The organism is Kitasatospora paranensis, assembly GCF_039544005.1.
Lineage (GTDB): Bacteria > Actinomycetota > Actinomycetes > Streptomycetales > Streptomycetaceae > Kitasatospora > Kitasatospora paranensis.
In genome coordinates, this window is sequence record NZ_BAABKV010000001.1 from 490,464 (window position 1) to 510,138 (window position 19,675).

Here is a 19,675-nt window from a genome sequence, read left to right on the forward strand (position 1 = left end):
ACCCATGGACACACTCACCGTGGGCGTGGAGGAGGAGTTCTTCCTGATCCATCCCGCCACCGGCAGAACGGTGCCCCGCGCCGAGCACGTCCGGACGGCCGCGGGGCTCCGGCCCGCCGTCGCCTCCTCGGAGGTGCAGTCCGAGCTCCTGCAGTGCCAGGTGGAGGTGAACACTCCCGTCTGTCTCGGGCTCGACGAGGTGGGTGGCCATCTGCTGCGTCTGCGGCATTCGCTGGCCGAGGCCGCCGAGGACGTCGGCTGCCGCCTCGCGGCCTCGGGTTCCGCGCCCTTCACACCGTTGGGGACGCCGGCGATCAGCACCTCACCGCGGTACCGCTCGATGCGGGTGGATGCCGCGCAACTGGCCGCCGAGCAGCTCATCTGCGGCATGCACGTGCACGTCGGCGTGCCCGACCGGGCGACCGGCGTGGCGGTGCTGAACCGGCTCCGGCCCTGGCTGCCCGTCCTCGTCGCCATCGGAGCGAACTCCCCTGTGGGACGGCGCCGACACACAGTTCTCCAGCTGGCGCACCGTCGTCTTCGGCCGCTGGCCGGTCAGCGGCACGCCGCCGCCGTTCGCCGACGCGGACGACTACGAGCGGCGTGCCGGCGCACTCGTCGACCACGGGATCATCCGCGACCGGGGGCAGCTGTACTGGCAGGCGCGGCTGTCCGAGCGCTTCCCGACGGTGGAGGTGCGGGCGACGGACGTGCAGCTCCGGCCGGACGAGGCCGTCCTGCTGGCGGGCCTGATCCGCGCGCTGGTCGCGACCGCGATGGCCGGCGAGCGGGCCGGTGCACCGGCTCCCGTCCAGCCGCCGGAGTTCGCGGCCGGGGCGGTGTGGCACGCCGCACGATACGGCCTGACGAACCGGTTGCACGACCCGCTGACCGGGCATCCGGCCAAGGCGGGCGACGTCGTCGCCGGCCTTCTCAAGTACACCCTGCCCGCGCTGCGGGAGGCGGGTGACGAGCGCCAGGTCACCTCCCTGGTGCACCGCCTGCTGCGCGACGGCCAGGGTGCCGACCGGCAGCGCGCAGCCCTGGCCGCCGGCGGACGGGACGGCCTCATCCGGCTGATCACGGGGATCACCGCCACGGCCTGACGCGCGCGGGCCGCCCACCGCAGGTGGGCGCGGCGGACGGTGCACGGCCGGCGGTGCACGGCGGGCGGCGTGTCCGCGGGCGGCGTGTCGGTTCCGCCGGACAGGGCAGGCGTGGTGCATGTGGTTGATGCGACCGCCGGGCGTGTACCGGGCGCAGGAGGACACCGACCTGCTGATCTCCAGGGTGGTGCAAGAGCCCCTGCGGCCCGGCGACGAGGTCCTGGACGTGGGCACGGGCACGGGTGCGGTGGCGCTGGCGGCCGCCGGAACCGGCGCCCGGGTGACGGCGATCGACGTTTCTTGGCGTGCGCTGGCGACCGCGTGGCTGAACGGCGCACTGCACCGGCGGAGAATCCGCGTGCGGCACGGTGACCTGCTGGCCCCCGTCCGGGGACGGAAGTTCGCCCTGGTCGTCTCCAACCCGCCGTACGTGCCCGCCGCGGCGGCCGAACCGCCCGCCCGCGGCCCGGCGAGGGCCTGGGACGCCGGTCCGGACGGCCGGGCCCTGCTGGACCGGATCTGCCGGGAGGGGCCGGGCGTGCTCGACCGGGGCGGTGTGCTGCTGCTGGTGCAGTCCTCGCTGTGCGGTGTCGAGGCCACCTGCCTGGCGCTGGAGCGATCGGGGCTGGACGTCCGGGTCACGGCGCAGCGGGTCCAGCCGTTCGGTCCGATCATGTCCGCCCGGGCGGGTTGGTTCGAGGAGCGGGGGTTGATCGCGGTGGGCGAGCGCGAGGAGGAGTTGGTGGTGGTCCGCGGTGTCAGGCCGAGGTGAGAGCACCCGCATCGTCCTCCCGGACGGGGTGGGGCCGGCACTGGTCGAGGGCCCGGTCGAGGTCGTCCTGGCGGACGGTTCGGTCCGCAGGAGCGAACGCCCGGTGGTCGCCCTGTGCCTGTGCCGCCGAAGTCGGCTGTACCCGTTCTGCGACACCAGTCACCGTCGGCGCAGCCGCCCGACGGCGCCGCGGAGCGGCCGGGGAACGGCGAGTAGCCGACCTGGGTGACGGGGCGCGGGCGGGCACCGCGGTGTGTCGTCGGGGCGAGGGGCGATCGGGATCGGGGCGTCGGCCGGTCAGCCGTCCGCGAGCGGTCGCCGCAGTGACGACGCGCCGCGGCGCCACGCCCCCAGCAGGTGGTCAGCCAGCCGCGTCTCCAGCAGTGCGGTGGTGGCCACTCCGAAGGCGATGTCGGCCTCCAACTCTGGTTCGTCCGCGATCAGTGCCGCGATGACGCCACGCCGCACGAGCTGCTCGTGGACGGCGTCGGCCTCGATGTGCTCACGGTAGAAGCGGGTGCCCGCGGGCCCGGCGCCCAGCCGCCCGAATGCCTCGGCCAGGCGCGCGGAGCCGGGTGAGGACGTCACCTCGACGGCGGCGAACTGCCCCACCGATGCCCCGCGCAGGCTCCGGTGGAGGCCGAAGAGGGTCATCATGTTGACGACCGCGAGGGCCGGTGCGGGTACCGCGTCGAGGTAGTACCCATAGCCGGTGTCGAGACCGAAGTCCGCCATCATCTCGGCGAACAGCCGGGAGTGGGCGCGCTCGGCGCGGCCGGCGCCGTACTCGTCGTGCTCCACCGCGACCAGGGCCGCCTGGGCGGCGCCGTGCAGCCGGGGGATCACCCAGGCCTGCGGGTCCGCCTCCTTGAGGTGGTACAGCGAGCGGTGCACGAGGTATTCGCGGGCCTGCCACCGCTCCCCCTCGTCCCGCAGGAAGTGCGAGGGGCCGTTGCCGTGCACCGGCTCGACCAGCAGCGCGGACAGCTGACCGGCGAGCGGCGGCACCGGTGCGACTTCGGCCCGCAGGGCCGCCAGGAAGGCGTCCTCCAGGCGCCGCTGGAAGGCAAGGAGCGGGGGATCCCATTCCCAGGCGGCTGCCACGCCCGCGAACCCCCGGTAGCGGAGTTCGTAGCAGACGTAGAGCGCCAGTTGGTGGTCGTCGTCCCACGGTGCGTCGACCGGCCCCTCGTACGCGGGCGCCCGGGACGTCGGCGGCCCGGCAAGCAGGCCGGCCACGTAGGCGGTCAACGGCCCCCGGGGCGGGGGCAGGACCGGCTCGCGGCCTTCGGCGGTGATACCCACGACGGAACCTCCCGGACGGTGGGGCTCGGTTGCCTCGGCGCCTACCCCGCGCCACGTCGGTGACCCCGAATCCGGCGCACGGGCCGGGGCGCGGTACGGGACCGGCGCCCGGACGGTCAGGCGGCCGCCGGGAGGACCGTGGCGGCCCCCAGTTCCAGGACGCAGCACTTCGGGCCGCCACCACCCTTCGCGAGTTCGTCGGTCTCCACCGGCACGGGCTCGAAGCCGCGCGACGCCAGGAGCCGGGCAGTGCGCTCGGCCGCTGCGGGCAGCACGACGTGCCGCCCGTCACTGATCGCGTTGAGCCCGAAGCATTCGGCGTCGCCCTCCCCCACGGCCAGCAGATCGGGGAACAGCGCGGCCAGCCGACGACGGCCGGTGGCGGTGAACGCCCCGGGCCAGAACATCACGGTGCGCTCGTCCAGGACAGCGAGCGCCGTGTCCAGATGGTAGAAGCGCGGATCGACGAGTCGCAGGCCCACCACCGGCCGCCCGAAGTAGCGCGCGGTCTCCGCGGTGGCGGCCCGCTCGGTCCGGAACCCGTAGCCCGCGAGCACGGTACGACCCGCCCGCAGGTGGTCGCCCTCGCCCTCGTTGACGTGCTCGGCGGCGAGAACCGGGCGGTACCCGCGCCCCCTGAACCAGCGCTCGAACGCGGACGACTCACCGGAGCGCTCGGCGTGGCGGAACGACGCCACGAGGACCCGCCCGTCGATCACGGTCGCGCCGTTGGCGGCGAACACCATGTCGGGCAGCCCCGGAACGGGATCGATCAGCTCCACGCAGTGCCCCAGCCCCTCGACGGCCGACCGCAGTTCGCCCCACTGGCGGACAGCTCTCGCGCGGTGGACCGGGACCGCCGGGTCCATCCACGGGTTGATCGCGTACTCCACCGCGAAGTACGTGGGAGGGCACATCAGGAAACGGCGCGGCCGCGCCCTCCTCGGGATCCGCTCACTCATGGTGGCCTTCTCTCCTGGCGGTACGGGTGCGCAGCGGTCCGGCCGCCGTCAGGCAGCGGCCGGATCGGGCCGGGAGTCCGGAGCGGCGACCGGCGGGGGCACCGCACCCACGGGGCCGACCATCGGCCCGGACGGGCGCCGGGTGCCCTCGCGGCGTGAGAGCTCGTGCAGGGCGAGCGCCAGTCTCCGCACGTCCTCGGCCATCAGTTCCATCTGGGCGGCCGCGACCCGGCGCAGATGGTCCCCCGGGTCGTGCCCACGGCGGACGGGGTGGTCCGCACTCGTCCGGTGACTCATCGCTGCTCCTCACACCGTGCGGTCGCGGCCCGCCCCGTCCGGGTGGCCTCCCGCCCGGTCCCGCCGGCCCGCGCGGTCCTGCTCGCCCGCTCCGCTCCTCCCGGCCGCGGCGTCGTGCTCGTGCTCCTCCTGCCTCTCGTGCTCCCCGTCCTTCACGTCCTTCTGTTCGGCGACGGGGGTGCCCGCACGGACCGTCGGGACCCGCTGGTCGCTCTCGTCCGCGTGTCCGGGTACGCCGCCGGCATCGCCTTGGGGGAGGTCGTCCATGGTGTCGCTCCTGCCTCTCCGGGCCCTGGCGCCTGCCCGGGTGGCACCGGGCGAAACAGCGCGCCGACAGCGCCTCGCGGGGCGGGACCGGTGACGGACGGCGCAGGGTGGCGGTGCGCCGCCCGCCCCGGAGGACCACCGGGCATAACCTGAAGGTGGTGCCGCGTACGACACCCGCGACGCCGAGGGAGGCGTCCTCATGTCCGACCGATCGGATCGCCCGCCGCACCTGCGGGAGACGGGGGACGGCGAAACGCCCTCGCCCCGGCCACGGCTGGCGCAGAGCCCCAGCGGCTCCTATCGGGTGCAGGGGAAGGCCGTCCCCACCACTTCGGGCGTCCTTCTGGTCCTGGCCGGGGAGATCGACCAGGACAGCGCCCACGAGGTGCGCCGGATGCTGGAGGCGGCCCTGCGCGCGGGGCCGGGCAACCTCGAACTGGATCTCACCGCGGTGACGTTCTGCGACAGTTCGGGACTCAACGCCGTCCTCGCCGTGCGGCGTGCAGCCGAGTCGGACGGCCGTCGGCTGGTGGTCCAGGCCGCCGGGCCCCGCGTGCGTCACCTGTTCGACCTCACCGGTGCCAGTTCAGTGCTCGGCCTCTCCGACCCGTGAGCGGTCGGGCTGCGGTCGACGACGGTCCACTGCGGCCGACACGTCGGCCCGGCCCGGTCGTCGACGCGGGCCGCTCATCACCCCGGTCCGGTCGACCACGGCAACCGGGCCCACACCGTCTTGCCACCCGTGGCCGGTGAGACGCCCCACGTGGTGGCCAGCCGGTCGACGATGTGCAGGCCGTGGCCGTGCGGCTCCTGGGGACTCCACGGCCGCACCGTCGGATGACGCGGACCTCCGCTGTCGGTGACCGCCACGGTGACCCGGCCGCCGTCCCGGTCGAGGTCCAGCGCCGTCGCTCCCGGGCTGTGGGTGTAGGCGTTGGTCATCAGTTCGCAGGCGACGAGCAGGATGTCCTCCCGCTCCCCGGCCACGGCTGTGCCGTTCCACGCGGCCAGCGTCCGGCGGACAAAGGTCATCCCCTCGTGCAGGCCACGATTGTCGGCGGTACCGAGATCCAGATGCCGATGCTCGGAGCGGTCGGCGATCACAGGGCGCCCTCCTCCCGCGAACCTCTCCCCCGGGCGTGTGTCCGGCAGCCCGCGGAGTAACCCTCGCGGACGCGGATCGGTGCACCGTCGCCGCGGAGTCGGCAGCGGGCGCTGCACAGGGACGCCTGCGCGACCACACTGGAGGGGAAATCGCCGAAGGGCGGCAACCATGAGCCCCAGCCTGCGCATCGTCCGCCGCGAGGACGTGCCCGGCATCCGGACGGTCGCGCCGATGGGTGACGCGGACATGGACACCGCGCCCCTCCTGCGTCAGGCCCTGGAGGAGGAACTGAACAGGCCGCCGCCACCGGCCACGGTGGTCGTGGACTGCTCGGGACTGACCTTCTGCGCCTCGGCCGGCCTCAACGAATTCCTGCGGGCCCGCCGGACCGCCGGCGACCGCGGCATCGCCCTGTGTCTGTCGGCTCCTCGCGAGCAGATGCGGCGCCTGCTGCGTATCACCGAGACCGACACCGTTCTCGACGTCCGCCCGCCGGGGACGGCCACCCACGAGAACCGGCCTGCCGGGGCGCGCGACCAGGACGGGCCGGGAACCTGACGAGGGGAACGGGCGGCCGGGGACATGGGAGAACTCGACCGCCCGATCGCGCCACGCCCGCAACGGCACCCGGGGGATGGAGACCGTGCGTACGGCGCTGCACGCACGACATGTGCGTTCGCCCTCAGTGGACCCGGAAAAGGCGGCGAAGGCAACGACCGCCTCGCCTGATTCCCGCGGTTTCCGGGATTGCTGCCGCTCGCGGGTTCAGAGGCGCTCGTCCATGCGGATCGCCTCGCGCAGCTCCCGCCGGGCCGTCCCCTCGGGGCCCTCGCGCTCTTCGAGCAGCGCTGCCGCAATGGCGTCGAGCTTGCGCTGGACGGCGTGCTCGGCGCGGCGTTCGGCGTTCTTCAGCAACGCGAGGAGCAGCAGGGTCAGCGCTGTCATGGTGTCGCCGACGAGGATCTGCCACTCCGTGGACAGGCGGGCGGCGTGAACGGTGACGAACGCGGCCACCAAGAGCAGGCAGAACACGGAGAAGGCCGGCGAGGCGGTGAGGTTGGAGGCCGCCTCGGCGAGGCGTTCGAACCGGCCGCGGTCGCCGTCGGTGCGCTCGGCCGGGTGGGCGAAGGTCATGCTCCTCCTCGGCCGGGCGCCGCGCCCGCACCCCTGGCGGGTCAGTGGCCGAGGGCATCGGCCAGCTGTTTCTTGTTCATCTTCGACCGGCCCTTGATGTTGCGCTGCTTGGCCTCGTTGTAGAGCTGGTCGAAGGTCGGCCCCTGGGAGCCGGAATGCGAGCGGAGCCCGCCCCGGCGGCCGGAGGAGATGTCGTGGGTGGACGAGCGGCTGGCGGTCCTGGACTCGCCGTGCCGCGCCCGCTCCTTGTTGACTGTGCGGGCCGCGATCTCCTCGGCCCGCTCGGGGCTCTCCCCGCGCTCCCGGGCGCTGTCCTTGATGTGCTCGTACTGGCGCTCCCGCTTGGGACTCGATCCGCTCGGCATGACGTAGCTCCTCGGTGTCGGCCGGCTCTGCGGGCGGTCGCCCGCCGCCGCTGGCGTGACCCGGTGTCGGGTCGCACACGGCCCGGTTGTCGTTCACATCCCCTGCGGGTGGCCCGCGATGCGCATCACCTCGCCCGCTTGGCGAAGGCACCGATGCCCACGGCGAGGGCGACGGCCGCCGTGGCGGCGAGGCGGCCACGGTGCGCGGTGGCCCCGAACTGCAGACTGCGGTCGTACGACCCGTCTGTGAAGCGTCCGCGCGCGCCGTGGTCCTCGCTTCCGTCGACGGGCTTCCAGAGGTTCGCCGGGTCGTCGGCACGCCGGGGGCGGTCGGTCTGCTGGGAGTCGAAGCCGGTCCGCGCGAGGTAGCGGTCCAGCAGTCCGGGGGCGACCGCGTTCGCCATCAGGGTGGCGGCCGTGCCGGCGCCGACCCAGTACTCCCGCCGCCGCGGGTGGTCGGCCGCGTGCACGACCGCCCGGGCCGCCACCTCGGGCTGGTAGATCGGCGGCACGGGCTGGGCGCGGTTCGGCAGCCGGGACAGCACCCAGTCGAACTGGGGCGTGTTGACCGCCGGCATCTGCACCATGGTGGTGCGCACGGACGTGCCGGAGGCGAGGAGTTCGCACCGCAGCGCCTCGTGCCACCCCTGCAGCGCGTGCTTCGCACCGCTGTAGGCGGTCTGCAGCGGGATCCCGCGGTGGCCGATCGCCGATCCGACCTGCACCAGCGTTCCCTGGTTGCGCGGCAGCATCCGCCGCAGGGCGCTCAGGGTGGAGTGGACGTAGCCCAGGCAGGTCACCTCGGTGACGCGGCGGAACTCCTCCGGCGTGATCTCCGTGAAGGGCGCGAACACGGACGTGAACGCGTCGTTCACCCAGACGTCGATCGGACCGAGCTCGTTCTCGATGCGCTCGGCGGCGGCCTCGACGGCGTCCGGGTCGGAGACGTCCGTCTCGACCATGATGGCGGTCGTTCCGCTCCGTCGCGCCTCGGCCACCGCGGCCTCCAGCCCAGCGCTGCCGCGGGCGATCAGGGCGAGCCGGTCACCGCGCTCCGCGAACGCCCTGGCGCAGGCCCGGCCGATCCCGCCGCTGGCACCCGTCACCGCGACGACCCGTCCCGACCGGCTCGATGCGTCCATGTCCCGTCGTGTGTCCGGCAGCCCCCGGGGCAAACGCCCGGGCGCGGTGCGTCGCGGCCGGAGCGCAGCGGCCGTAGCGTCGAGGCCGGACCGACCGGCTTCGAGCGGAGGAGGAGAGATGGCGCCCACGGCACTGTTCGACATCGACGGGACACTCCTCGACACGAACTACCTGCACACGCTGGCCTGGGCGGAAGCGTTCGCCCAGTACGGCCACGCCCCGCCGATGGCCCGCATCCACGCGTCGATCGGTATGGGCGGCGACCAGCTCCTCGACCGCGTCCTCGGCGATGACCGCGACCGCGACCAGGACAGCGCGATGAGCGCCGCCCACCAGGCCCTCTACGCCCGGTTCTGGCCACGGCTGCGGCCCTTCGACGGCGCGGCGGACCTGCTGCGCGCGGTGGCCTCGCGGGGCTGGACGGTCGTCCTGGCGAGCTCGGCCTCCCGGCGGGACATGGCGGTGATGCGGCGCGCCCTGGACGCGGACGACGCGGTCACCGCCGCGACGAGCGCGGACGACGTCGAGGCGAGCAAGCCCGCGCCCGACCTCGTCCGGGCCGCCCTGGCGAAGGCCGGTGCCGAGGCACGCGAGGCCGTATTCGTCGGGGACACGGTCTGGGACATCGAGGCGGCGGGGGCCGCGAAGGTGCCGTGCATCGCCGTGCTCTCCGGCGGCTGGGGCGAGCGCGACCTGCGGGCCGCCGGTGCGCTGGAGGTCTACGAGGACCCTGCCGCCCTGCTGGCCGCCCTTGCGGACAGTGCCTTCGGACATCCACCGACCGGGCGCGGGGTCCGGTGACCGCCCACCGGGCCCCTCTCCCCGGTCGGCGCCCCGCCGCACTCGCCGGCGGTCCACCGCTCCGCGGAGCGGTGGACCGCCGGCGAGTGCGGCGGGGCCGTCAGCCCAGGCGCATGCCGTCCGGGTCCTCGGGCGGCGGCGCGCCCTCACCGGTCATGCGGGCCTGGGGGCGTTCCCGGATCGGCGCGTCCGCCAGACCTCCCGACGCACCAGCACCGGCACCGGCGGCTGCCGACCCGTCGGGGGCCAGCCGCCCGCGCCACCCGCCGTCCGCGCCGCCCTGCTCCTCGATGAAGCCCTTGAAGCGCTTGAGGTCTCCCTTGACCTGGCGGTCCAGGACACCGAGCATGTCGCCCGCCTTCTCGACCATGCCATGCGGCTCGAAGTCCATGGCCAGGCTCACCCGGGTGCGAGCATCGTCGAGGCGCTGGAACGTCACCACGCCCATCTGCCGGACGTCACCGCCGACCGTGCGCCAGGAGACCCGCTCGTCGGGCAGCTGGTCGACGATCTCGGTGTCGAACTCGCGGCGCGCTCCGCCGACCTTCGTCGTCCAGTGGCAGTGCCGGTCGTCCGTCTGACGGACCTCCTCCACCCCGTTCATGAAACGGGGAAGTCCTCGAACTGCGTCCACTGGTTGTAGACGCTGTGCAGCGGGACGTCCACGTCGATGGACTCCTTGACCTTGCTCACCACGGTCTCCTTCCGAATAGACAAGCCGGACAATCCATACTGTCGCTGCGCCTGCCCACGGCGCGGACACCCAATCAGGGAATCTGAAGCTCTCCGTGCCGGACCGGCCGGGCCAGTCGCACCGCGGCCTCCAGCATCAGACCGTGGACGAAGGCCTGCGGCAGGCTTCCGCGCAGCTGCCGCCGGGCGATGTCGAACTCCTCGGCGTACAGCCCGGGCGGGCCGCAGGCGGCGCGGTTGCGTTCGTACCCTCGGGCCGCCTCCACCGCGCGCCCCTGCTGGTGCTCGGCGAGGGCCATGAGGAAGCCGCAGAGCAGGAACGCGCCCTCCGCCTCCTCCATCGGCCGTTCGTCGTGCCGGAAGCGGTAGGTGTAGTGGTCCTCGCACAGATCGGAGCGGACGGCCTCCAGGGTCGCCAGAGTGTGCGGGTCGTCGGCCGGCACGGCGCCGCGCAGGGCGGGAAGCAGCAGAGCGGCATCGACGCCGGGGTCGGTGGTTGTGCGTTGCCAGCGCCCGGTGGGGTGGGTGGCTGCGGCGGCGGTACGGGCGGTGATCCGGTCGGCGAGGGCATCCCAGCGGCCGGCGTGCCGCGGTCGGTGACGCCTGCGGTGGCGGCGGCGCGCAGGCCGGCGACGGCGGCGAGGCGGCTGTGGGTCCAGTGGTCGTCGTGCAGTTCCCCGATTCCGGCGTCGGGCGCCCCCGAGACGGCTCACGTGATCACCGGCTGGCTCGCCCCGGTGATCGCCGGCCGCCCGGTCCACGGGTGGGCGTAGAACGCGGTGCAGGCGTAGCGGGTCCACAGGCTCCAGACATGGCCGGCGGGCATGCCGTGCCAGTCGTCGCCCTGGAGGTCCGGGACGGCCTGGACGAGGGAGCGCTGCCGCTCGGCGGTGCAGGCCGCGAAGGGGGCTGTGTGCTGGTCGTCGGCGTCCTCGTCGAGGCCGCGCAGGGTGGCTCGCCAGGCGTCTCCGTCCTCGGGCATGTCCCGGTGGCGCCAGCCGTCCGTCCGGTTCTCGGCGAGGCGGGCGTCGACCATCTGCAGGACGGGGACCTTCGGGTGCTGTGGTGGCCCGTCCTGGGCGAGCAGCAGGTCGAGCAGGGCGCCCGCGCAGGCCTCCTCCGTGGTGGTGAAGAACCGCAGGTCCGGCTGGAGTCGGAGGCGCTCGTACACGGTGGCGGCGGACGCCGGATCCCACGCGTCGGACTGGTCGAGGACGTCGAAGTCGGGGACGCGCCGGCCGGTCTCCCCCGACGGGACGATCCGGCGGGACGGCGGTCGTCGGGCGTGCACGGTCACCGCTCCCGGCGCAGGACGGACGCGAGCAGGCCCATGCCGCCGACGAGGGTCACCAGCAGGGGCGCGAACAGCGGCGGCCCCATCTCGACGTTGTAGCGGGCCATCGACCGGCCGCCGGGCTTGCGAGCGATGCCGCGGGCGTGCAGGTAGGTGCCCTGCAGGCCGTTGGCGACCACCGCGGCGGACATCACCGGCAGGACGGTGTGCGCGGCGCGTTCGCTGGCGCACCCGGCCAGGCGGCCCCGGCGGAGAGCGGGCCGAGCACGACGGGCCACCACATCATGCGGTTGCCGAAGCTGGCCCGGTCGTGCTCGAGGTAGATCTCGGCGGCGGTGACCAGGGCGCCGCCGGACATCAGCAGGGAAGCGACCGCTCGATGCGGCCGTGGCGCAGGTCGTACGCCGCCCGGGCGAGGGCCTGCGGCCCGGCCGGGCGGAGGGCGGAGAACGGCTGGCAGACTCACCGGGGTCACTCCTTGCCGCTGCCGGGCAGGAACTCCTGGATCTTCGCCTTGATGCCCTGCTTCATCATCGCGCCGCGGTCGCTGTCGCCGTGGACGACGGCGGAGGCCGCCGCGGTGATCTGGTCGAGCGTGGCGTGCGGCGGGATCGGCGGCACCGCCGGGTCGGTCCGGAAGTCGATCACGTACGGCCGGTCGGAGGCCAGGGCCTGTCGCCACACCTGCTCCACGTCCTCCGGCTTCTCCACCCGGGCGCCGTGGAGCCCGAGTTGGACGGCGAAGTCGGCGTAGCGGACGTCGGGGAGGTGCTGGGAGGGCTCGAACTGCGGGGCGCCCTGCATCGCCCGCATCTCCCAGGTGACCTGGTTGAGGTCCTGGTTGTTGAGCACGGCGACGACCAGGCGCGGGTCCGACCACTGCCGGTAGTACTTGGCGACGGTGATGAGCTCGGCGAGACCGTTCATCTGCATCGCGCCGTCGCCGACGATCGCGATCGCGGGGCGGTCGGGGTGCGCGAACTTCGCCCCGATCATGTACGGCACGCCTGGTCCCATGGTGGCGAGCGTGCCCGACAGCGAGCCGCGCATCGCCCCGCGCATCCGCAGGTGGCGGGCGTACCAGTTGGCGGAGGAGCCGGAGTCCGCGGCGATCATGGCGTCGTCGGGCAGCAGCGCGTCGAGGGCGTGGACGACGTGCTCGGGGTTGAGCGGGTCCGCGGACACGGCCGCACGACGTTCCATGACCTCCCACCAGCGGGCGGTGTTCTCCTCGACGGTCTCCCGCCACGCCCGGTCCTCCTTGACGTCCAGCAGGGGGATCAGCCGCCTGAGCGTCTCCGCGGCGTCCCCGACCACATTCAGCTCGAAGGGGTAGCGCAACCCGACCATCGACGGGTCGACGTCGATCTGCACGGCCCGGGCCCGGCCGAACTCCGGCAGGAACTGGCTGTAGGGAAAGCTGGAGCCGATCACCAGCAGGGTGTCGCAGTCGCGCATCAGCTCGTACGACGGGCGCGTGCCCAGCAGTCCGATCGCGCCGGTGACGTACGCGAGCGTGTCCGGCAGCACGTCCTTGCCGAGCAGGGCCTTGGCGACACCGGCGCCGAGCACCTCGGCGAGCTGCTCGACCTCCGGGCGGGCGTTCCGGGCACCCTGGCCGACCAGTACGGCGACCTTCTCCCCCGCGTTGAGGATCTCGGCGCACCGGGCGAGGTCGTCGTCCGCGGGCACGGGCGCGTAGCGGCCGACGCCGAGGCTGGAGGGCACCATCTTGAACGCGTGCGCGGGCGGCTCATAGTCGAGTTCCTGCACGTCGGCCGGGACGATCACCGCGGTCACCGTGCGCGCGGTGGTGGCGATCCGCATCGCCCGGTCCAGCACGTTGGGCAGTTGTTCGGGAACGGTGACCATCTCGCAGTAGGCGGAGGCGACGTCCTTGTACAGCGACAGCAGGTCGACCTCCTGCTGGTAGGAGCCGCCCATCGCGCTCCGGTCCGTCTGCCCGACGATCGCGACCACCGGCACATGGTCGAGCTTGGCGTCGTACAGGCCGTTCAGCAGGTGGATCGCGCCCGGTCCGGAGGTGGCCGCGCACACCGCGGTGCGGCCGGAGAACTTGGCGTAGCCGACCGCCTCGAAGGCGGCCATCTCCTCATGCCGCGCCTGCACGAACTGCGGTTTGTCGTCCGCCCGTCCCCACGCCGCGAGCAGGCCGTTGATGCCGTCCCCGGGGTAGGCGAAGACCTGCTCCACCTCCCACTGCCGCAGGCGTTCCAGGATGTGGTCCGAGACCTTCATGGGCATGGGCTCCGTTCGCAGCGCGGCTCACCGACGGGAATCACCCGCGGCGAGGGGGAAGCTCCCCGCCCGCTCGTCTCACCCGCCCGGGCCGCCCGAAACAAGGACGTCCGGGGCGCGGCAGTGGCGGCCCGGTGTGCCGATGGGAGCGGGGGACGCTACCGGTGGTGCCGGCTGCGACCGGAGCTGTCGGTACTCGTGCCGCGACGTAGGGAGCCGATCAGCCAGAGCACGAAGGCCGCGAGTGCGGCCCACCAGAGCAGCTTGAAGGCGAAGCCGAGCGTGAACAGCAGCAGAGCACACAGCAGCAGGACAACAAGTACCGGCACGGCAGCCTCCAAGGCGAGCGGCCCGGACGCGCTTCACCAGTAGTGGCGGCGTCCGCCCACCTCACGGCCCACCGAGCCGAGGATCAGGAGGATCAGACCGATGACGAGGAGCACCACGCCAATGGTCCAGAGGAATCCGAGACCGGTGACGAGACCGATCACGAGCAGGATCACACCCAGAACGATCATGTCGCTCTCCTTGCTTCCGTCCCCCTCGACCTGCGTCTTCCCGGGCCGGCGGATCCCAACCGGAGGAGGAGGCTCCCCGGCACGGCCGCCAATCGCCCCATGGGCGTCGCCTCGCCGTCGCCCGTCGGTGACCGCACTCCGCGGGCCGCCGGCCACCCCTGGACATTCGTCCGGTTCACCCGCCCCAGCCCGGGCAGACGCCTGATGCAACGGCCCCGAGCCACTTTCAGGAGGCACCCCATGGGCAGCGGCGACAAGGTCAAGAACACCGGCGAGAAGATCGAGGGCAAGGTCAAGGAGACCGCCGGGAAGGCCGTCGGAAACAGGAGTCTGGAGGCCAAGGGGAAGGGCGAGCAGGCGAAGAGCGACCTGAAGCAGGCCGGCGAGAAAGTGAAGGACGTCTTCAAGGACTGACGCAGGCACCTCGCGCATCACGCCACCGCGCGGTCCCGCCACCCGGGGAAGGGTGGCGGGACCGCGCGGGTACGACAGGCGTCACCCGTTCCGGCGCCCGTCGCGACGGCGACGGGCGGCCGCCCGGAGCCGCGCCCTCTCCGCCCTACTGCCCGGCCCGTTCGGGGTGGGTGAGGTTGGCGCCGGTCGCCGGGTCGAAGACGTGGATGCGAGCGGTGTCGATCCACAGTTCCAGGGGGCTGCCTTCGACCGCGCTGGTGGCGGGGTCGAGGCGCGCGACGATCCGGTGGCCCTGCATCCCGGTGTCGGCGCGGCCCGAGTCGGCGGCGAGCTCGGCGAGCTCGGCGGTGCCTGCGGGTCCGCCCTCCTCGGTGAAGTGGACGTAGACGTCGGAGCCCACCGACTCCCGTACGTCGACCGTGGCGGTGCAGGTCTGTCCGGAGCGCCGTTCGCCCACGAGTGCGGCGTCCTCGAAGTCCTCGGGCCTGACACCGACGATGAGGTCGCGCGGGGCGTCCTGCCCCTCCAGCAGGCGGCGCAGCCGGTCGTCGATCGCGAGGTCGCCGAGCGAGGTGCGCAGGGCGTTCTGTTCGAGGCTGGCTGCGAGGAAGTTCATGCCGGGTGACCCGATGAATCCGGCGACGAAGAGGTTCACGGGGGCGTCGTAGAGGTGCTGCGGCGTACCGACCTGCTGGACGACACCGCCGCGCATGACCACGACCCGGTCGCCGAGGGTCATCGCCTCGACCTGGTCGTGCGTCACGTAGACGGTGGTGGTGCCGAGGCGGCGTTGGAGGGCGGCGATCTGGGTGCGCATCTGGACGCGGAGCTTGGCGTCGAGATTGGAGAGCGGTTCGTCCATCAGGAAGGCCTTGGGGTCGCGGACGATGGCGCGGCCCATGGCGACGCGCTGGCGCTGGCCGCCGGAGAGGTTCGCCGGCTTCCGGTCGAGGTGCTGGGTGAGGTCGAGGATGCGGGCGGCCTCCTCGACCTTCGTCCTGATGACCGCCTTGTCGGCCTTCGCCAGCCGCAGTGCGAAGCCCATGTTGTCGCGGACGTTCATGTGCGGGTAGAGCGCGTAGCTCTGGAAGACCATGGCGATGTCGCGGTCCTTGGGCGCCTTGTCGTTGACCACCCGGCCGTCGATCCGCAGCGTCCCGGCGGTGATGTCCTCCAGCCCGGCGATCATGTTGAGGGTGGTGGACTTGCCGCAGCCCGAGGGGCCGACGAGGATGACGAACTCTCCGTCGGCGATGGTGAGGTTGAAGTCTTTGACGGCGAGCGCACCGTCGGGGTAGCGCTTGGTGATGCCGTCGAGGACGATCTCGGCCACGGTCTGCCTTCCTGTCCCGCCCGGGGCGGGCTCATCCCTTGACTGCGCCGGCGGTGAGTCCGGCGACGATGCGACGCTGGAACAGCAGCACGAAGATCACGATCGGTACGGTGATCACCACGGCGGCGGCGGCGATCGAACCGGTGGGCTGCTGGAACTGCGAACTGCCGGTGAAGAACGCGATGGCGGCGGGTACGGTCCGGGCCGCCGTGGTGGAGGTGAGCGAGATCGCGAAGAGGAAGTCGTTCCAGCAGAAGATGAAGACGAGGATCCCGGTGGTGAAGACACCGGGCGCCGCCAGTGGCGCGATGACCAGCCGGAAGGCCTGCGCGGGGGTGGCGCCGTCCATCTTGGCGGCCTTCTCCAGGTCCCAGGGGATCTCGCGGAAGAACGCGGACAGGGTGTAGATCGCCAGCGGCAGCGAGAAGGTCATGTACGGGATGATCAGCCCGGCCCAGGTGTCGAAGATGCCCAGCACCCGCTCGATGTTGAACAGCGGGGAGACCAGCGAGATGGGCGGGAACATCGCGATCAGCAGCGACATGCCGATCAGCAGCCGCTTGCCGGGGAAACGCAGGCGGGCGACCGCGTACGCGGCCATGGTGCCCAGGACGACGGCGATCGTCGTGGCGATCACGGCGATGCCGATGGAGTTGATCAGGGCCCGGGTGAACTCCGAGGTCTGGAAGATGCCGCGGTAGTTGGCCCACGTCCACTTGCGCGGAATGAAGTTGCCGTCGGTGAGCGTGCTCGGGTCCTTGAACGACAGCGCCGCGATCCACCACACGGGGAACAGCGCGTAGAGGATCACGATGAGATTGACGACGCCCCAGCCGGTGAGGGTCCTGCTGCGGTGGGACATCATCGCCGCTCCGGTTCGCCGCCCGGCGCCGCGGCACCGAAGATCTTGATGAAGAGAAAGGCGATGGCTGCCACGCACAGGAAGATCAGTACCGAGATCGCCGACCCGATGCCGAGGTTGAGGGCGGTGAAGAGATTGTCGTAGCCGAGGATCGACACGGAGCCGGTGTCGTTGGAGCCGCCCGTCAGGACGTAGATGTTGTCGAAGATCCGGAACGCGTCGAGCGTGCGGAACAGCAGCGCGACCAGGATGGCGGGCTTCATCAGCGGCAGGACGACCAGCCGCAGCCGCTGCCAGAAGTTCGCCCCGTCAACCATGGCGGCCCACACCGTCTCGTCGGGGACGAGGGCGAGTCCGGCGAGCAGCAGCAGCGCCATGAACGGGGTGGTCTTCCACACCTCGGCCAGGATGATCAGGCCGATGGCCTGCCACTGGTCGGTCAGTGGTGCGCTCCCGGCCGGCAGCAGTGCGGCCAGGTAGCCGGTGCCCGGCGTCCAGGCGTACTGCCACGAGTAGGCGGCGACCACGGTGACGATGCCGTACGGGATCAGGACGGCAGTGCGGACGGTCCCCCGCCCGAAGATCGCCCGGTGCATCACCAGGGCGAGTGCCATCCCCAGCACGAGTTCGACGGCGACCGAGACGACCGTGATGAGGACGGTCACCCACAGGGCCTGCCACCAGAACGGGGACGTCAGGACGGCCCCGTAGTTGCTGAGCCCGACCCAGTGGGCCTGCCCGGGGAACCGGAGGTCGTAGCGCTGCAGGGAGAGGTAGATCGCGTAGGCGATGGGGTAGGCGGTGACGGCGACCATCACGACCACCGCGGGCGCGCAGAGCAGCAGGCCGAGCCGCCGCTCCTGGCGCGCGCCCTCGGACAGTTCGGGACGCGGTCGGGCGCGCTCGTGTTCGGCGGCCGTGGCGGATGGGCTCACGGGATCAACCCCTTCGAACCGAGTGCGTCCTGGATCTGCCCCCGGAGGTCGGCGATGCTGCTCTCGGGCTGGATCGCGGCGGGTGGCGACAGGGTGTGCGAGATGGCGATCGACACGTTCTGGTACGCCGGGGTGCGGGGCCGTACGCTCGCCGTGTCGAGCGCGGCCAGCACGTCCGCGGCGAACGGGTAGTTCTTCGTCAGTTCCGCTGCCTGGTAGAGACCGCGCAGCGACGGCGGGAGACCGCCCTTGAGCGCGTTGGTGAGCTGGTTGTCGCGGTCGCGCAGGCAGAGGGTGGCCGCGAAGGCGAGGTCGGGGTGCCGGCTGTAGGCCCCGACGGCGAGGTCGATGCCGCCGATGGTCACCGTCGCGGGCCGGTCCGCGGTCACCCCGGGGTAGGGGGCCCACTTGAAGTGCTTGAAGAGCTCCGGCTGATTGGCCTTCATGGACGGGTAGACGAACGGGTAGTTCAGCTCGAACGCGGCGGTCCCGGACTCCATCGCGAGCCGGTTCTCGTCCTCCATCTGGTTGGGCAGCGACGGGTCCGCCGCTGCGGACCGTGCGGTGGCCCGCATGATCCCGGCCGCGACCACGGCCGGCGGCCCGAGCGAGGGGGCCTGGGCGTCGGGTGTCAGGATCGTGCCGCCCGCGCTGGTCACCAGGGTGTTGAACCAGACGGTGAGGCCCTCGTACTGGGCGCCCTGGATCTCGACGTAGTGCGGCTTGCCGGCCTTCGCGAGCGCGCCGGCCTGTGCCAGCATCTCGGCCCAGCTCCTGGGCGGAGTCTGCACCAGGTCGTCGCGGTACCAGAGCAGTTGGGTGTTGGAGTTGTAGGGGGCGCCGTAGAGCCTGCCCTTCCAGGTGGCGGTCTGCACCGCCGCCTGGAGGGTGTCGGCGGTCGCCTGCTCCTTCATCGCCCCGGTCCACTCACGGATCCAGCCGGCCTCGGCGAACTCCGCCGGCCAGGTCACGTCCAGGCCCATGATGTCGACCCCGGCGTCGTGCGCGGCGAGGCGGCGCACCAGTTGCTGCCGCTGGCCGTCGGCCGTGCGGGGCAGCTTGTTGTAGTGGATGACGTACCGGCCGCCGGATTTCTTGCTGCAGCCGTCGGCGGCCTGCTGGAGAGCGCCGGAGTCGTCCGGGAAGTTGTACCAGTTGAGTGCCACGGGACCGCCGCCCCCGCCGCCGCTGGCGCAGCCGGTGAGCGCCGTCAGGAGCACGGGCAGCCCGGCGACGGCAGCCGACCACCGTGAACGGAAGGTTCGGCTGCTGAGCATCGCACTCCTGGCCTCGGACGGTCACCTGCCGCGACACGTTACAAAGCCTGCCTCCCCGCGCCACGGGGCCACTCGGCGGCCCGGCCAGAGATCCACCTGACGGCTCAACGGCTCGCGCCCGGATCGGTCGGGAGCGGCGATCAGGTGAGGGGCTGGGCGTGCGGGGGTGTGCGTGGTGAGGGGTGCGGCCCGCTGTCCAGCACGTGGACGTGGCCCGTGGCGGTGATCTCGGCCCGCACCGTTCCGGCGGCGTCGCTGTACGCCGGGTGGCCACCGGGGCCGGTGCCGATGAGGGCGACGACCACGCTCGGCTGATCGGCGTGGCAGCCCGGGGTGCCGGGGAAGGTGAGCAGCCAGCGCTGGATCCGGGTGGTCAGCACAGGCCCCCGGACCGGTCGGCCACCGGTGAAGAGCGGCAGCGTCTCGGAGACCTCCAGCAGGCGAAGAACGGTGCGGCTCGCGGCGCGCAGCCGGACCGGAAATCCCGCGGCGATTCCCTGCAGGCGCAGTTCGAGCAGGACGTTGAGGCCGGAGCAGTCCATGAAGGCCACGTCGTGCAGGTCGAGCTCGACGGCGCTCGGCCGCTCCTCCCCCAGGGCGAGCAGTACGCCCCGGAGCGCGTCGGAGTTCTCCGGGTCGATCTCGCCCGACAGGTGTACGCGCAGCACCCCGTCGGACCCGCGCATGGTCCGAGCGAACAGCCGGTCCGGCAGGTCCTCGACGGAGCCCACGGCCGTGGCCGTCGTACCCGGGCCGAGGGCGGGCGTGAGCCGGTTCAGCGGGCCGAGGTTCTCGGACATGACGGGCGCCTCCTCTGGGGGAGCAAGGCTGTC

26 protein-coding genes and 2 pseudogenes are annotated in these 19,675 nt (G+C 72.6%); 7 read left to right on the forward strand and 21 right to left on the reverse strand.

The window, feature by feature from the left end; translation table 11 throughout:
- The first annotated feature begins 4 nt into the window (after positions 1-4).
- The 3 genes and pseudogenes from ABEB13_RS02445 to ABEB13_RS02455 all read left to right on the forward strand — a co-directional run bounded on the left by ABEB13_RS02445 (position 5) and on the right by ABEB13_RS02455 (position 2,107).
- Positions 5-1,106, forward strand: a pseudogene (locus ABEB13_RS02445) (carboxylate-amine ligase).
- A gap of 118 nt (positions 1,107-1,224) precedes the next feature.
- Positions 1,225-1,878: a HemK2/MTQ2 family protein methyltransferase gene (locus ABEB13_RS02450; protein WP_345704048.1), complete on the forward strand. Its 654-nt coding sequence runs from the start codon at positions 1,225-1,227 to the stop codon at positions 1,876-1,878.
- Between the two features lie 28 nt (positions 1,879-1,906).
- Positions 1,907-2,107 (forward strand): CDGSH iron-sulfur domain-containing protein, encoded by a 201-nt coding sequence (locus ABEB13_RS02455; protein WP_345709512.1) that lies wholly within the window; start codon positions 1,907-1,909, stop codon positions 2,105-2,107.
- Positions 2,108-2,175: 68 nt separating this feature from the next.
- On the opposite strand, the gene ABEB13_RS02460 is transcribed toward ABEB13_RS02455, so the two are convergent.
- From ABEB13_RS02460 to ABEB13_RS02475, 4 genes are all read right to left on the reverse strand, one after another.
- Positions 2,176-3,177: an iron-containing redox enzyme family protein gene (locus ABEB13_RS02460; RefSeq protein ID WP_345709513.1), complete on the reverse strand. Its 1,002-nt coding sequence runs from the start codon at positions 3,175-3,177 to the stop codon at positions 2,176-2,178.
- 122 nt (positions 3,178-3,299) lie between these two features.
- Positions 3,300-4,145 (reverse strand): dimethylargininase, encoded by an 846-nt coding sequence (gene ddaH / locus ABEB13_RS02465; protein WP_345704049.1) that lies wholly within the window; start codon positions 4,143-4,145, stop codon positions 3,300-3,302.
- Between the two features lie 48 nt (positions 4,146-4,193).
- Positions 4,194-4,442, reverse strand: a complete 249-nt coding sequence (locus ABEB13_RS02470; protein WP_345704050.1) for a hypothetical protein — start codon at positions 4,440-4,442, stop codon at positions 4,194-4,196.
- Positions 4,443-4,451: 9 nt separating this feature from the next.
- Positions 4,452-4,709, reverse strand: coding sequence for a hypothetical protein (locus ABEB13_RS02475; protein WP_345704051.1), 258 nt, complete (start codon positions 4,707-4,709; stop codon positions 4,452-4,454).
- 199 nt (positions 4,710-4,908) lie between these two features.
- On the opposite strand from ABEB13_RS02475, the gene ABEB13_RS02480 reads away from it, so the two are divergent.
- Positions 4,909-5,322 (forward strand): STAS domain-containing protein, encoded by a 414-nt coding sequence (locus tag ABEB13_RS02480; protein ID WP_345704052.1) that lies wholly within the window; start codon positions 4,909-4,911, stop codon positions 5,320-5,322.
- A gap of 77 nt (positions 5,323-5,399) precedes the next feature.
- On the opposite strand, the gene ABEB13_RS02485 is transcribed toward ABEB13_RS02480, so the two are convergent.
- Positions 5,400-5,813: an ATP-binding protein gene (locus ABEB13_RS02485; RefSeq protein WP_345704053.1), complete on the reverse strand. Its 414-nt coding sequence runs from the start codon at positions 5,811-5,813 to the stop codon at positions 5,400-5,402.
- Positions 5,814-5,982: 169 nt separating this feature from the next.
- On the opposite strand from ABEB13_RS02485, the gene ABEB13_RS02490 reads away from it, so the two are divergent.
- A complete protein-coding gene (locus ABEB13_RS02490) occupies positions 5,983-6,372 on the forward strand; it encodes an STAS domain-containing protein (protein WP_345704054.1) in 390 nt (129 codons plus the stop codon).
- Positions 6,373-6,579: 207 nt separating this feature from the next.
- Here ABEB13_RS02490 and ABEB13_RS02495 read toward each other — a convergent pair whose 3' ends face one another.
- From ABEB13_RS02495 to ABEB13_RS02505, 3 genes are all read right to left on the reverse strand, one after another.
- Positions 6,580-6,948 carry a low affinity iron permease family protein gene (locus ABEB13_RS02495; RefSeq protein WP_345704055.1) on the reverse strand — a complete coding sequence of 123 codons (369 nt, stop codon included), beginning with the start codon at positions 6,946-6,948 and terminating at the stop codon, positions 6,580-6,582.
- Positions 6,949-6,989: 41 nt separating this feature from the next.
- Positions 6,990-7,313, reverse strand: a complete 324-nt coding sequence (locus ABEB13_RS02500) for a plasmid stabilization protein (RefSeq protein WP_345704056.1) — start codon at positions 7,311-7,313, stop codon at positions 6,990-6,992.
- A gap of 125 nt (positions 7,314-7,438) precedes the next feature.
- Positions 7,439-8,455, reverse strand: a complete 1,017-nt coding sequence (locus ABEB13_RS02505; RefSeq protein WP_345704057.1) for an SDR family oxidoreductase — start codon at positions 8,453-8,455, stop codon at positions 7,439-7,441.
- Between the two features lie 118 nt (positions 8,456-8,573).
- Here ABEB13_RS02505 and ABEB13_RS02510 point away from each other — a divergent pair, with 118 nt between their 5' ends.
- Positions 8,574-9,257 carry an HAD family hydrolase gene (locus ABEB13_RS02510; protein ID WP_345704058.1) on the forward strand — a complete coding sequence of 228 codons (684 nt, stop codon included), beginning with the start codon at positions 8,574-8,576 and terminating at the stop codon, positions 9,255-9,257.
- 241 nt (positions 9,258-9,498) lie between these two features.
- Here the strand turns inward: ABEB13_RS02510 and ABEB13_RS02515 are convergent.
- The 8 genes and pseudogenes from ABEB13_RS02515 to ABEB13_RS02550 all read right to left on the reverse strand — a co-directional run.
- Positions 9,499-9,950: pseudogene (locus tag ABEB13_RS02515) on the reverse strand (SRPBCC family protein); the annotation flags it as partial.
- A gap of 74 nt (positions 9,951-10,024) precedes the next feature.
- Positions 10,025-10,750, reverse strand: a complete 726-nt coding sequence (locus tag ABEB13_RS02520; RefSeq protein ID WP_345704059.1) for a glycoside hydrolase family 15 protein — start codon at positions 10,748-10,750, stop codon at positions 10,025-10,027.
- Positions 10,660-11,241 carry a gluconate 2-dehydrogenase subunit 3 family protein gene (locus ABEB13_RS02525; RefSeq protein WP_345704060.1) on the reverse strand — a complete coding sequence of 194 codons (582 nt, stop codon included), beginning with the start codon at positions 11,239-11,241 and terminating at the stop codon, positions 10,660-10,662. Before ABEB13_RS02525 ends, ABEB13_RS02520 begins: the two co-directional genes overlap by 91 nt.
- Before the next feature lie 2 nt (positions 11,242-11,243).
- Complete coding sequence (locus tag ABEB13_RS02530) at positions 11,244-11,438, reverse strand: hypothetical protein (protein WP_345704061.1); 195 nt, start codon at positions 11,436-11,438, stop codon at positions 11,244-11,246.
- On the reverse strand, positions 11,435-11,602 hold the full coding sequence (locus tag ABEB13_RS02535; protein ID WP_345704062.1) for a hypothetical protein: 168 nt from the start codon (positions 11,600-11,602) through the stop codon (positions 11,435-11,437). The genes ABEB13_RS02530 and ABEB13_RS02535 overlap by 4 nt, the downstream gene beginning before the upstream one ends.
- A 113-nt stretch (positions 11,603-11,715) precedes the next feature.
- The gene (locus tag ABEB13_RS02540) at positions 11,716-13,503 is read right to left on the reverse strand and encodes a thiamine pyrophosphate-requiring protein (RefSeq protein WP_345704063.1); all 1,788 of its coding nucleotides are present in this window, start codon (positions 13,501-13,503) and stop codon (positions 11,716-11,718) included.
- Positions 13,504-13,661: 158 nt separating this feature from the next.
- Positions 13,662-13,832 (reverse strand): hydrophobic protein, encoded by a 171-nt coding sequence (locus ABEB13_RS02545; protein WP_345704064.1) that lies wholly within the window; start codon positions 13,830-13,832, stop codon positions 13,662-13,664.
- Between the two features lie 33 nt (positions 13,833-13,865).
- Positions 13,866-14,021, reverse strand: coding sequence for a DUF6131 family protein (locus tag ABEB13_RS02550; RefSeq protein ID WP_345704065.1), 156 nt, complete (start codon positions 14,019-14,021; stop codon positions 13,866-13,868).
- A gap of 240 nt (positions 14,022-14,261) precedes the next feature.
- Between ABEB13_RS02550 and ABEB13_RS02555 the strand changes: the two genes are divergently transcribed.
- A complete protein-coding gene (locus ABEB13_RS02555; protein WP_345704066.1) occupies positions 14,262-14,435 on the forward strand; it encodes a CsbD family protein in 174 nt (57 codons plus the stop codon).
- 145 nt (positions 14,436-14,580) lie between these two features.
- On the opposite strand, the gene ABEB13_RS02560 is transcribed toward ABEB13_RS02555, so the two are convergent.
- From ABEB13_RS02560 to ABEB13_RS02580, 5 genes are all read right to left on the reverse strand, one after another.
- On the reverse strand, positions 14,581-15,768 hold the full coding sequence (locus tag ABEB13_RS02560; RefSeq protein WP_345704067.1) for an ABC transporter ATP-binding protein: 1,188 nt from the start codon (positions 15,766-15,768) through the stop codon (positions 14,581-14,583).
- Positions 15,769-15,799: 31 nt separating this feature from the next.
- Positions 15,800-16,633, reverse strand: coding sequence for a carbohydrate ABC transporter permease (locus ABEB13_RS02565; RefSeq protein ID WP_100893589.1), 834 nt, complete (start codon positions 16,631-16,633; stop codon positions 15,800-15,802).
- The gene (locus tag ABEB13_RS02570) at positions 16,630-17,565 is read right to left on the reverse strand and encodes a carbohydrate ABC transporter permease (RefSeq protein ID WP_345704068.1); all 936 of its coding nucleotides are present in this window, start codon (positions 17,563-17,565) and stop codon (positions 16,630-16,632) included. Before ABEB13_RS02570 ends, ABEB13_RS02565 begins: the two co-directional genes overlap by 4 nt.
- Positions 17,562-18,842, reverse strand: coding sequence for an ABC transporter substrate-binding protein (locus ABEB13_RS02575; RefSeq protein WP_345704069.1), 1,281 nt, complete (start codon positions 18,840-18,842; stop codon positions 17,562-17,564). The genes ABEB13_RS02570 and ABEB13_RS02575 overlap by 4 nt, the downstream gene beginning before the upstream one ends.
- 140 nt (positions 18,843-18,982) lie before the next feature.
- Positions 18,983-19,642 carry a DUF6296 family protein gene (locus tag ABEB13_RS02580; RefSeq protein WP_345704070.1) on the reverse strand — a complete coding sequence of 220 codons (660 nt, stop codon included), beginning with the start codon at positions 19,640-19,642 and terminating at the stop codon, positions 18,983-18,985.
- Positions 19,643-19,675: the final 33 nt, after the last annotated feature.